Consider the following 13,035-nt stretch of genomic DNA (forward strand, 5'->3'; position numbering starts at 1 on the left):
TTTGCCCGAGGTTTTTTCTTTATAATAAATATTCGTTGATAACTATATACGTTATCAATGGATCAGTGCGACGAGAAACACTACTATAAGGGTTAATAATTTTCCATAGCGTATTTTAGCCTGGCTTGCTAGGCTTGTGGCTTAGCCACTGGTTTACACAATGAGCTGGCGGTTTAACTCCGGGCGTAACAATAACCTGGATTTATCTGCTTGCCCTGCTGGATAAACCGTCAATAATTTGGCTGTTGTGATTTAGGGGGAGATGTGCAAGTTAATATTTTGTCGAACGTCAATAGAATGTCAAAAGGGTCGCGCGCGAATAGCGTCAAATGGCTGGGGATCACTCTCCTGCTATCATTATTCACTTCTCAGGCAATGGCTTTCTCATTAGATGATGTGGCTAAACAGGCACAGGCTCTGGCGGGTAAAAGCTTTGAAGCACCAAAAAGTAATCTTCCATCGCAATTTCGAGAAATGAAATTTGCCGACTACCAGCAGATTCAGTTCAACCATGACAAGTCATATTGGACCAAACTGGATACGCCATTTAAGTTAGAGTTTTATCATCAGGGGATGTATTTCGATACCCCGGTGCAGATTAATGAAGTGACTGCCACCAGTGTAAAACCTATCAATTATAGCCCGGATTATTTTAATTTCGGCTCGGTCAAACACGATCCTGATTCAGTGAAGAATTTGGGTTTTGCCGGTTTTAAAGTGCTTTATCCGATTAACAAGGCGGATAAAAAAGACGAAATCATCAGTATGTTGGGTGCCAGCTATTTTCGCGTGATTGGTAAAGGTCAGGTATATGGCCTTTCTGCGCGCGGGTTGGCTATTGATACGGCATTGGCCTCTGGTGAAGAGTTCCCGCGTTTTCGTGAGTTCTGGATTGAAAGGCCAAAACCTAATGATAAACATTTGGTGATTTTTGCCTTACTGGATTCCCCGCGCGCCACTGGTGCTTACCGTTTTGTGATTTATCCGGGGCGCGATACCACTATTGATGTGCAAGCCAAAGTCTTCCTGCGCGATAAAGTTGAGAAGCTGGGGATTGCACCATTAACCAGTATGTTCCTATTTGGCCCGAGCCAGCCGTCTACTGTGTTGAACTATCGTCCGGCACTGCATGATTCGAATGGTCTTTCTATTCATGCGGGCAATGGTGAATGGATCTGGCGACCACTGAACAATCCGAAACATCTGTCAGTCAGTACCTATACGGTGGAAAATCCTAAAGGATTCGGTCTGCTGCAACGTGGCCGTGAATTCTCGCAATATGAGGATTTAGACGACCGCTACGATCTGCGCCCAAGTGCGTGGGTGGAGCCGCGCGGTGACTGGGGTAAAGGTAAAGTTGAGCTGGTGGAAATCCCAACGGCCGATGAAACCAACGATAATATCGTCGCGTTCTGGACACCTGACGTGTTGCCAGATGCGAAGAACTCCTTGGATCTAAACTATCGTCTGCATTTCACCCGTGATGAAGAGAAATTACATTCACCGGAAGTGGCCTATGTGAAACAGACTCTACGTTCAACCGGTGATGTGAAACAGTCAAATCTGATTCGCCAACCCGATGGCAGTGTGGCTTTCCTGGTTGATTTTGTCGGCCCAGTGCTGAAATCACTTGATGAGAATGCACCACTGGCCTCGCAGGTGAGTGTTGATGAAAACGGTGAGTTGATTGAAAACTCTGTCCGCTATAACCCAGTCACTAAGGGCTGGCGTTTGACACTGCGGCTAAAAGTTAAGGATGCCAAAAAACCGATAGAGATGCGCGCTGCGCTGGTTAATGGCGATAAAACCCTGACTGAAACCTGGAGCTATCAGCTACCTGCCGATGAATAAGTCAAATCAATCCCCTGTACAGGATTACATTGCGGACTTGCCCCTGACTGCACAGCAGCAAGGGGCGCTACGTGATGCTTTACCTGAGGATGTGCTACTTGATAGCACACCGGATGCCATCCCTCGGTTGCATCAGCAACTGGCGGCCAGCATGTCTGAATCTGAACCCACCTGTAGTGAGCAAGACAGCGCGTTGGCTTCCGTTGATGCGCGTTTGCAAGCTGCATGGCCGGATGCACTGAATGATGGCAAGCTATTGGCGCAAGATGCAGAAGGGCGCACGGTTATTCATGCCATGCCGCCGATCAAACGCACCAGTATGGCGCCGCAAGCATGGCGCACCAATCCGGTAGGCCGTTTTTGGGATTCATTACTGGGTCGCAGCCCTGTTTCGCGGGCACAGAGCCATGAAGAAGCGGCGGCTGAGAAAAAGTGGCGTAGCGTAGGTTCGCTGCGCCGCTATATCTTGCTGATACTGATCGTGCTGCAAACCACGATAGCTACCAGCTATATGAAGACCATTCTGCCTTATCAGGGCTGGGCATTAATCGATCCTTTCGAGATCTGGCAACAGAACTGGCAGGTGTCGGTGATGCAATTGCTGCCTTATTTACTGCAAACCGGCATCCTTATTCTGTTCGCCATTCTGTTCTGCTGGGTCTCTGCCGGTTTCTGGACCGCGCTGATGGGGTTCCTGCAATTACTGATTGGCAAAGATAAATACAGTATCTCTTCCACCATTAAAGGGGATGAGGCGTTAAATCCCGCGCATCGAACTGCGCTGATTATGCCTATCTGTAATGAGGATGTAGAGCGAGTATTCGCCGGGCTGCGGGCAACCTATGAGTCTGTGGCCGCGACGGGGCAGCTTGAGCACTTCGATATTTATGTGCTGAGCGACAGCTATGACCCTGATATCTGTGTAGCAGAGCAGAAAGCCTGGTTGGAACTGTGCCGCGATGTTGATGGTCATGGCCGTATTTTCTATCGCCGTCGCCGCCGTCGGGTTAAACGTAAAAGTGGCAATATCGATGACTTTTGCCGCCGTTGGGGCAGTCAGTACAGCTATATGGTGATTCTGGATGCTGACAGCGTAATGAGCGGTGGCTGCTTGACTGGCTTGGTGCGGTTAATGGAAGCCAATCCGAATGCTGGCATCATTCAGTCTGCGCCGAAAGCATCCGGTATGGATACGCTGTATGCCCGCGTTCAGCAATTTGCGACCCGAGTCTATGGCCCGCTGTTCACTGCCGGCCTGCATTACTGGCAATTGGGCGAATCCCATTATTGGGGCCACAACGCCATCATTAGGGTAAAACCTTTTATTGAGCACTGCGCGCTGGCACCTTTGCCCGGTGAAGGCTCATTCGCTGGCGCTATTTTGTCTCATGACTTTGTGGAAGCGGCATTAATGCGCCGTGCCGGATGGGGGGTGTGGATTGCTTATGACTTGCCGGGCAGCTATGAAGAATTGCCACCTAACTTGCTTGATGAGCTAAAACGCGACCGCCGTTGGTGCCACGGCAACTTGATGAACTTCAGGTTGTTCTTGGTTAAAGGTATGCACCCGGTTCATCGGGCCGTGTTCCTCACCGGCGTCATGTCATATCTGTCGGCACCGTTGTGGTTTATGTTCTTGGTGCTGTGTACTGCGCTGCAAGCAGTACATACCCTAATGGAGCCGCAATATTTCTTGCAACCACGTCAGTTGTTCCCGGTTTGGCCTCAATGGCGGCCAGAACTGGCCATCGGGCTGTTCTCCACCACTTTGGTTTTGCTGTTCTTGCCTAAGTTACTCAGCATCATTTTGATCTGGGCGAAAGGGGCGAAAGAGTATGGTGGGGCAATACGCCTGCTGATATCGATGTTGTCTGAAATGCTGTTCTCAGTATTGTTGGCACCGGTTAGGATGTTATTCCACACCGTATTCGTGGTCAGCGCTTTCCTCGGATGGTCAGTGCAATGGAATTCACCGCAGCGTGATGATGATGCCACTCCCTGGAGTGAAGCGATGGTGCGTCATGGGCCACAGCTATTACTGGGTTTGGTCTGGGCGGGTGGAGTGGCCTGGCTGGATCTGCGCTTCTTGTGGTGGCTATCGCCGATTGTCTTTTCGTTGATTCTCTCGCCAGTAGTTTCGGTTCTGTCTAGCCGCCGCACTTTGGGGCTTGCCAGTAAACGGGCTAAATTGTTCCTGATCCCGGAAGAATATAGTCCACCACGGGAATTGGTGGCGACGGAAGAGTATCTGAAGCTTAACCATCAGCGTGCGCTCAGTAATGGCTTCTTTCATGCAGTGATGAACCCATCATATAACGCGTTGGTTTGTGCCATGGCAACGGCGCGTCATCACACTCGCGCGATTATCGAACAGGTGCGTACCGAGCGGGTAGCGCAGGCGCTGGACGCTGGGCCAGAGAAACTGGCTAAATTACAGCGACTGGAACTGCTTAGTGATCCGGTACTGATTGCGCGTTTGCACCAGCAAGTGTGGCAGCAGCCGGAGCAATATCGAGTCTGGAACGGATATTATCGCCAGTTGGCGCATAATATGAAGGCGTTCCCGGCAGCTAAGTAGCTAATCCGGTAATACTAAAATAGAGAACGGGCCTACAGCATGTATTGCCCGTTTTTTTTTACAGCTAATCAAGCCGTCTCTTAATACTCGCTGCACGGCTTCTTAACACGCCACTATGATAAACTACATTCAGTCCTGAAGTTGAAAACGTTCATTATCTGAACTGCAAATTGTGTGAGTCCCATGTTTAAACCAATCAATCGCCGGTCTGGCCTGATACGAAGCTTACTGCTGGGGACAAGTCTGATGCTGTTGTCCGGCTGCGGTAGCATTATCAGCCGTACAGTGCCGGGGCAGGGGCATGGACACCAATATTATCCCGGAGTGCAATGGGATATGCGCGAGGGGCCATGGAAATATGTCACGGTGATTGATGTTCCCCTATCAATGATTGTTGATACTTTTATGCTCCCCATTGATGCCAGCCACGGCCCCTACGAATAACAGCAGGAGCGATATAGATGCCAGTCAAACCAGCCACCACTCATCCACCGGTATTAGCGTCAACCTCGATAATGCGGGTTGCCAGACCGACAGATAACCTTGAAATTGTCAGTGAGATGTATTGCTGTGGTCTGGGGTTCACCCCATTAGGCCGCTTTACTGATCATCAGGGATTCGATGGCGTCATTCTTGGTCATCCGCACCACGCCTATCATTTAGAATTTACTCATCACCGTGGCGTTGAGGTAGGAAGGGCACCTACGCAGGACAACTTATTGGTATTTTATATACCGGACGAGGAGTTGTGGGCCAGTCAATGCCAACAAATGTTAGTCGCTGGTTTTAACTCAGTAACATCTTATAACCCTTATTGGGATGTGAGCGGAAAAACCTTTGAGGATCCTGATGGTTATCGAGTGGTATTGCAGCAACGAGGGTGGGCGCTATAGCTATTTCACTAATATAAACTTGCCATAAAGAAACCCGCCACAAGGACGGGTTTTTGAATCGAGCTTGGTTGAGCAATAACTATTAGGCGGCTTGTTGGCCCTGAGTATTGTTCATCAAGCGGCGAATAGGCACGATAAGCAAGATCAACACGGCCGCACAGATAACTAAAGCAATTGAGCAGCGGGCAAACAGGGTTGGCAACATATCAAGCTGGTCTGCTTTAACATGACCACCAATCAGACCCGCCGCCAGATTACCCAGTGAGCTGGCACAGAACCATAGCCCCATGACCTGACCGCGCATTCTGTCTGGTGCCAGTAGCGTCATCGTCGCCAGCCCAATAGGGCTTAAGCACAATTCACCCAGCGTCAGCAGCAGAATACTCATCACCAGCCACAATGGCGAAACACCGGCACCACCACTGTTAAGCACATGCTGCGCGGCATACATCATTACGGCGAAGCCCGCAGCGGCACATAAGATACCAATGACGAATTTAGTGATACTGCTCGGTTGAATCTTCTTCTTCGCCAGCGCAGGCCATGCCCAACTGAATACTGGTGCCAACAGAATAATAAATAGTGCATTTATCGATTGGAACCAGACTGTTGGGATCTCAAAACCCATAACAGTACGGTTGGTATAGTCATTAGCAAACAGGTTAAATGAAGTTGGCTTCTGTTCAAAAGCTGACCAGAAGAATGCCGCTGACACCAACAGAATAAAGCACACCAGCAGGCGGGCGCGGTCTTTACGGCTCATGTTGGCAAAAGCAAACAAATAGACAAAATAGAGGGTAACGGAAGCGGCGATAACATATACCAGTAAGCTGGCAATCAACACCGGGTTAATCGGGATAACGCCCTGAGAAATCAAGGCTATGATGACCACGACCACGGCCATGATGGCGGTAACCCACTTGCCCACACCCTGACGTTGAACGGTGGGTTTATTCCAGCTTGAGTCCAGGCCAACTTCTGCGTCATAGCGTTTCATCGCCGGGATAGCAAAGCCACGGAAGATAAGTAATGCCACCAGCATACCAATCCCGCCGATACCAAAGCCCCAGTGCCAGCCATGGGTGCGCAACAGCCAACCGGAGAGCAGTGGCGCAATAAACGATCCCATATTGATACCCATATAGAACAGTGAGAAACCACCGTCACGACGAGCATCGCCGGGCTTATACAGCGTCCCGACCATCACGGAGATACAGGTTTTGAACAGGCCAGTACCCAGCACAATAAACACTAAGCCGATAAAGAACAGGTCATTACCAAAGAAGGCGGACATAGCAATCGACAGATGACCCAGCGCAATCAGGATAGAGCCGTACCATACCGCCCGCTGTTGCCCAAGCCAGTTGTCAGCCAGCCAACCACCGGGTAATGCTGCCAAATACATGCTACCGGCAAAAATCCCGACGATAGCCGAAGCTTGTTCACGCGGCAGACCCATACCACCATCAAATACTGTGGCGGCCATGAATAGAATTAAGAGGGGGCGGATGCCGTAAAACGAGAAACGCTCCCACATTTCGGAAAGAAACAGCCCGCTGAGCGGATAAGGATGACCAAAGAACGTACGACCGCTTTGGTTGTTAACAGAGGTTTGCATAAAGTCTTCCCATAGAATCGCCGTAAAATGAGCGAATAAACCATCATCGAATGTCACCCTTTTGGCACTGCGGCCGGTTCTCAGGCTTAACACTCGTTACAGTAGAATTTAACGCAATAATAACGTCATTTTTTTGTGTCCATCGGGGTTATATCGTATTTTTAGATGAAAAGTCGACACGCATCGCATTTATCAGGGTTATGTTTCTGGCTTTAACCGCTTTTCGCTACAATAATACGTGATATTTTCTAATGAAATGTGGACTTATTAATTATATTTATCAATAAGTTAAAATGAAAACTGAAGGTTTTATTGGTTCAGCGTCTTATTTTCAACTGTCTTGCGGTTGTTGAACTTCACGCTGCCGTGCTTTTAGTGGCTGGCGCTGCAAACACCAGTAAGAATAAATCGCGTTAAACAGCACGACGACCGCCGTGACACAGAACACGGCACGGAAGCCATAGCTGGCGGAAACCGCCGCACCTAATAGTGGGCCACTGACATTACCGACATCACGAAATGATTGGTTATAACTAAAAATCCTACCAGCCACCTGATTAGTGCAGTTATAAATTAATAGCGTCTGTACCGCGGGCAGCAATGCGCCATCAGTTGCGCCTAATAAAAAGCGCAGAATGCCCAGTTGTAGCGGCGTCTGAACAAAAGCCATCGGGATCAGAATCAAGATGGAGAGCGCCAGCATGGCAATCAAAATACGTTCCGGGCCGATTTTATCGCCCAGTTTTCCCAAGCGCGGCGCACTCATCAGCGCGGCAACACCGGGCACCGAAGCAATCATGCCGCTGACAAATGCCAGATTATGAATATCACCCGCCAGTTCACGCACATATAACGTCAGGATCGGCGCGATAGAACCGGTGGCAATCTGGATAATCATGGTGGTGACAAACAGGCTGAGGATTAACTTCGGATTTTTTAGCGAGTTAAATACTTGCCGCCCATTGAGCATGTCTTTTTTCAGTACTGGGGCAAATTGCTCTCTGACATACAGCCATGTCATAGCAAAACAGGCGAACAAAACCCCGGCCGTAATAAAGAATACCGGGCGCAAGCCATAGTTATCGGCCAAGAGCCCACCAATCAATGGCCCAATTAATGCGCCGCTGACCCCGCCGGTTGACAGCGTCCCCAAAGCCCAGCCACTTCTGTTGCGAGGAACTTGAGTGGCAATGAGTGCATTGGCATTAGGAATAAAGCCACCCAATAGCCCCAGCAGTGCTCGCAGTGCCAAGAACTGCCAGATATTCTGTGCCATCCCCATCAATACCATCACAATCCCCATACCGAGCGCTGAGCGCAGCAGCATGATTTTGCGGCCTTTCCGGTCGGCAAGGCTGCCCCAGAATGGCGCGGCAATAGCAGAAAACAGGAAAGTGATGCTGAAGACCAAACCGGACCACATGTTTAATGACTGGTGGCCGCTCACACCTAACTCCTCCACATAAAGTGGCAGGAAGGGCATGATCAAACTAAATGCCGCGCCGGTTAGAAAACAGCCTAACCAGGTGACAAATAGGTTTCTTTTCCAGTTAATAGGTTGTGGAGCCGAGGTCATAAATTACCGATTAAGCAAGTGATTGCTTTGTGTCTCTTTATTCGTCGATAGGGGCGTTTGAAGGGGCAACAAAGCACAAGAAGAAAACAGTTAGCAAGGTAAGTATGCGCCCATAGTCCATTTACATCAATGAGATGAATGTTAGTTTTTATTAAAATGGAAAGGTGGTTTGAAACAGTGGGATAAGCTTATTCGTTTGGGGAATAACAAATTAGTACTCATTGGTCTTAATGTTATATTCAGTATGGTTTTTATCAACATAAAGACATGAAAAAAGCCACTCCGCTAGCGCAAGAGTGGCTCAATATCACATCCGGCATTAGCGCAGATTTTTAGCGGTAAGCTTCGTTCTTGGTAATGGAATAACGGCCACTACCCAGCAGCATAATGGCAACGCCGCCCAAGAAATACATAGCTTCGTTTTCCAGACCCCAAGCACCAACCTGAGTCAGGGTAAAGAATTTACCGGTACCTACCATCAATACGGCAACCAATAAATTAACGGCGTAAATAAACGCCGCTGGGCGAGTAAACAGGCCCAGAATAATCAGCAGCGGGGTAATAATCTCGCCAATGTAAACGCCATAAGCGACAAAGCCCGGAATGCCCTGAGCTTGTAAAGACTCTGCTATCCAGCTAGTACCGTGCTGAATTTTTGCCACACCATGAAATAGCATCAAAATACCGAACGTAAGGCGCAATAATAGTCTGCCGCCGTCCGGGTGATTAGTTAATCGCGTGAACCAGAGATTGAGCGTTGCTAGCATGTGTATATCCTTATCAAGAAAAAAATAACCAGATAATAACTAAGATTAATTATTTGCATTATCAGTCAGATAAATACTATCTTTCTAGCGGATAAAACTGACAGATTGTATCAAAAAAACTGATATAAACTAATTCTCATTATTATTTGTAATATCTTTTTCATCTAAGCGATTACTCATACAGTGAAGGCGCGCCCTCTGGCCGGGTTTTAAAGCGGCGGTGCAGCCACATATATTGGTCTGTGGCCCGAACAATCTCTTTTTCCACCACTTTGTTCATAAAGGCCGCCGCCTCAACTTCATTATCCAGCGGGAAGTTCTCAACCGCAGGTTGTAAAATCAGTTGATACCCTTTGCCATTAGGCAAACGGCGCGGTGTGAACGGGATAATGGCAGGTTTACCCATGCGCACCAGCAGGTAAGTCCCAGTGGTGGTTGCGGCTTGTTCGACAGCAAATAGCGGCACGAAGACACTGCTGCGTGGGCCATAATCATGGTCTGGGGCATACCAGATAATCTCGCCTTGTTTAAGGCTACGAATCATTCCTTTCAGATCCTTGCGATCCAGCATGGCTTTATTCGACCGCATCCGGCCCCATGTCTGCATCCAATCCATAGCTTTATTGTCATGAGGGCGATAGACGCCAATACCCGGATTGTAGATACCAAAAATACGTGCGCCCAACTCTAACGTCAGGAAATGCAAGCCGATCAGTAACACTCCTTTGCCTTCATCGCGTGCTCGTTGGATATGCTCCAACCCGCTAACACTGCACCAGCGCTGAATGCGCCAGTTGGGCCAAAACCACGCCATACCGGTTTCAAATAGCCCCATACCGACGGATTCAAAATTCTTAACCAGCAGTTCATCGCGCTCCGCTTGGGGCATATCAGGAAAACACAGCTCCAGATTGCGTTGCGTTATGCGCTTGCGCCGTTTGAGAAAACGCATAGAAAAACGGCCCAGCGAGGTACCCATAGTGTAGATAACCGGGTAGGGGAGTAGCACCAACAAGTAGAGAATACCGAGGCCGAGCCAGGTCAGCCAATAACGTGGGTGCAGTAGTGAACGATCAAAAGAAGGAACTTGCATATCTGTTCTCAGCGTCATTGTAATTCATGCGGACAGTTAATTCGCTATTATTGATGGCGGACGTTGGATCCAGCCCTGTGCCAACCTGCTCATCTGTCGTTTTAAGGTAGACTATTCTGGCATTTTTAGGGGCTTACAGGAAAAAAGACCGCACCAAAAAGCCATTTTTATGCTTTTTTGCAGAAATTTTCGTCAGCGAAATCACATATTTGATGGTTAATTAGCCAACGGTAATGTGGCTATTTTATCGGATTAAGGATGCTGACCAGTTCTGCCAAACTGCTGACCGCCATTTTTTCCATCACTTTCGCGCGGTGGACTTCTACCGTTCTGACGGAGACACAAGCTTTGTCGGCGATATCGCGATTAATCAATCCCTGCATAACCCATTGAGCAATCATCTGTTCCCTGGGGGTCAGCAAGGCATAGCGCTGTTGTACTTGCCAACGGCTCATCAGTAGCTCCGATTGCCGCAATCCTTGTTGCAACGCCGCCATCAATGGCGCAGTGGCGACCGGTTTTTGCAAGAAATCGACCGCCCCCAGCTTCATCTGTTCCACTGCTTGCGGCACCTCGCCATGTGCAGTGAGGAAGATCACCGCCAGTGTGCTGCTTACCTGGCGCATCTGGGCATAAACCTGTGTGCCATCAAGTAATGGCATGCGAATATCCAGCAATAATACGCCGGACTGATGTAAGCCAGCTTGAGCGAGAAATAGCTCGCCGTCATGCCACACCTTGACTTTGTAGCCTAGGCTTTCCAGTAAAAAACGGCAGGCATCAGTAACGGCAATATCGTCATCAACCAGATGAATCAGAGACAAAAGTCAGCTCCTTGCTTGGGTTAAGGGGAAAGGTCAGTGTCACTTGCAGCCCGATATTACCATTGGGAGCAATAGGGTTACGTAGCGATAGATTTCCGCCCTGACTGCTTATCAGTCGTTGGCAAATAACCAATCCCAGACCGAGGCCATCACTCTTGGTGGAGCGAAACGGGGTAAAGGGTTGGCTGAGTTGTTCAGCGGTGAGACCACCAGCATCATCTTGCAAAGTCAGTATCGTCCCGTCGGCTTGTTGATGAGCACTAAACCACAACTGGCGGGCACCGGCCTGCAAACTGTTGGTTATCAGATTACACAAAACCTGATCCAGCAGTGTCGGAGGTAACTGCAGCTTTATGTGTGGTTGGATATCGGTATGCAACTGGCAAGGTGGCTGGTGCTGCTCAGCCCCCAATAACTGCCACAGATGCGGCAGCAGTTCGTGCAGCGGCTGGTTTGCCGTGATGCTTTGCGTTGCTGGCGATTGTGCCGGTGTTTTTCCTGCCCATAGGCGCAGGTTGGCAATGGTGTCGGCGCCGCGCTGGGCCTGTTGGCTAATTTGCGCCAGAATCGGCAGCAATGGATGGCCGGCTTGTTCCCTTTGCAGGCGAATGGCGCAGCCATCGGCATAGTGCTGAATGGCACTGAGCGGTTGATTCAGTTCATGCGCAAATCCCGAGGCCATTTCACCCAGAATACTCAGGCGCTGAGCCTGTTCCAGCGCACTTTCTCTGATACGTAGTTGCTGGTGTAGTTGCTCTAATTGGCGGCTGCGGCGGCGCACCAAAAAAGCGACCCAAATATGATTGGCTCCCAGTAGCAGTAAAACCAGAGTGATAACGGCGATCAGTAGCCGATGTTGCTGCGCCCAGTCGAGAACTTGCTGCCAAAAATGCGGCTGTTGCGGGTGTTGGTTCACCGCGCGCAATAGACTTTCTACCTGACTGGTTGACGAAGGCGCTCCCCACAGTGGGGCTTGGCTGTTCGCGGGGTTAAGCAAAATCCGCGTTACATTATCGGCGAGCTGATCAGGAACCTGCGCGAGCGCGGCAAATGACCAATTAGGGTACAGTTCGGTGCTGGTAATACAGGGGATGGCTGGCTGTTTTGCCAGCAATGGCCGAAAGTCGCTAGCATGGACTAGCCCCTCGGCTTGCATATCTTCCAACAAACAAGTAGGAACGATGGCGGCGGAAATTGCCCGGTCGCGCAGGAGATAAATCAAAGCATCAACCGGGAAGCCGGTGAAATGTAACTTAAAATCCTGCTCGGGTTGCAGCCCCACATCGCGTAACGCTTTGTATCCCAATAAATAACCGCCAAAGGCCTCAGGGGAAACGGCACCGACGCGCTTGCCGATAAGTGCCTGTGGCGAATGAATATCACTGTCTGCGCGCACCAGAATGACACTGCCAATCACATTACGGCTGGTGCCATCCGGTTCATGGCTGGAACGTAAAGAGACCAGCCAGCGCAGGGGATAGTGATTATCAATCTGCACATACTGCGCCGGGTTGGTGAGCAGAAAATCAATTCGGTTCTGCTCCACGGCACTTTTCATCGCCGATAAATCCAGTGGCAATAACTGAAAATGCTGCTCCGGTAATTGTTGATTCAGACTGTCGACCAGCGGTTGCCAATGGGCTTGCGCCTGCGCATCCCCGCGTAATGCCAAAACACCAATCGTCCAATCTCGGGCATCAGCGGTAGAAACACACAACCACAGCATTATCGCCAGTACTCTGAAGTTCATGCATGTTCCTTTTTATGATCCCGATCGCGGTGCGCAATTGTCCTGGATCAAGTCCCTAAAGGGAATGTGGAAAACCACAATAGGG

10 protein-coding genes are annotated in these 13,035 nt (G+C 49.5%); 4 read left to right on the forward strand and 6 right to left on the reverse strand.

Annotated features, from left to right (window positions below; genetic code table 11):
• Positions 1-297 precede the first annotated feature (297 nt).
• From FTA96_RS16370 to FTA96_RS16385, 4 genes are all read left to right on the forward strand, one after another.
• Positions 298-1,851 (forward strand): glucan biosynthesis protein G, encoded by a 1,554-nt coding sequence (locus tag FTA96_RS16370; protein ID WP_134956731.1) that lies wholly within the window; start codon positions 298-300, stop codon positions 1,849-1,851.
• Positions 1,844-4,429, forward strand: a complete 2,586-nt coding sequence (gene mdoH, locus FTA96_RS16375) for a glucans biosynthesis glucosyltransferase MdoH (RefSeq protein WP_145574326.1) — start codon at positions 1,844-1,846, stop codon at positions 4,427-4,429. The genes FTA96_RS16370 and mdoH overlap by 8 nt, the downstream gene beginning before the upstream one ends.
• Before the next feature lie 183 nt (positions 4,430-4,612).
• Complete coding sequence (locus FTA96_RS16380) at positions 4,613-4,873, forward strand: YceK/YidQ family lipoprotein (RefSeq protein WP_072077478.1); 261 nt, start codon at positions 4,613-4,615, stop codon at positions 4,871-4,873.
• Between the two features lie 17 nt (positions 4,874-4,890).
• A complete protein-coding gene (locus tag FTA96_RS16385; protein ID WP_050121053.1) occupies positions 4,891-5,322 on the forward strand; it encodes a VOC family protein in 432 nt (143 codons plus the stop codon).
• Between the two features lie 82 nt (positions 5,323-5,404).
• On the opposite strand, the gene FTA96_RS16390 is transcribed toward FTA96_RS16385, so the two are convergent.
• From FTA96_RS16390 to ttrS, 6 genes are all read right to left on the reverse strand, one after another.
• Positions 5,405-6,940, reverse strand: coding sequence for a peptide MFS transporter (locus FTA96_RS16390; protein ID WP_050109032.1), 1,536 nt, complete (start codon positions 6,938-6,940; stop codon positions 5,405-5,407).
• A 331-nt stretch (positions 6,941-7,271) separates the two neighbouring features.
• Entirely contained in the window at positions 7,272-8,516 is a 1,245-nt protein-coding gene (gene mdtG / locus FTA96_RS16395) for a multidrug efflux MFS transporter MdtG (RefSeq protein WP_050109033.1), read from the reverse strand.
• A gap of 332 nt (positions 8,517-8,848) precedes the next feature.
• Entirely contained in the window at positions 8,849-9,283 is a 435-nt protein-coding gene (locus FTA96_RS16400) for a DoxX family protein (protein WP_050109034.1), read from the reverse strand.
• 172 nt (positions 9,284-9,455) lie between these two features.
• Complete coding sequence (locus tag FTA96_RS16405; RefSeq protein WP_050109180.1) at positions 9,456-10,376, reverse strand: Kdo(2)-lipid IV(A) acyltransferase; 921 nt, start codon at positions 10,374-10,376, stop codon at positions 9,456-9,458.
• A gap of 239 nt (positions 10,377-10,615) precedes the next feature.
• Positions 10,616-11,200, reverse strand: a complete 585-nt coding sequence (gene ttrR, locus FTA96_RS16410; protein ID WP_050135494.1) for a tetrathionate respiration response regulator TtrR — start codon at positions 11,198-11,200, stop codon at positions 10,616-10,618.
• Complete coding sequence (gene ttrS / locus FTA96_RS16415) at positions 11,178-12,950, reverse strand: tetrathionate respiration histidine kinase TtrS (RefSeq protein ID WP_145574328.1); 1,773 nt, start codon at positions 12,948-12,950, stop codon at positions 11,178-11,180. Before ttrS ends, ttrR begins: the two co-directional genes overlap by 23 nt.
• Between the last annotated feature and the right edge of the window lie 85 nt (positions 12,951-13,035).

It is taken from the genome of Yersinia alsatica (assembly GCF_902170305.1).
Lineage (GTDB): Bacteria > Pseudomonadota > Gammaproteobacteria > Enterobacterales > Enterobacteriaceae > Yersinia > Yersinia alsatica.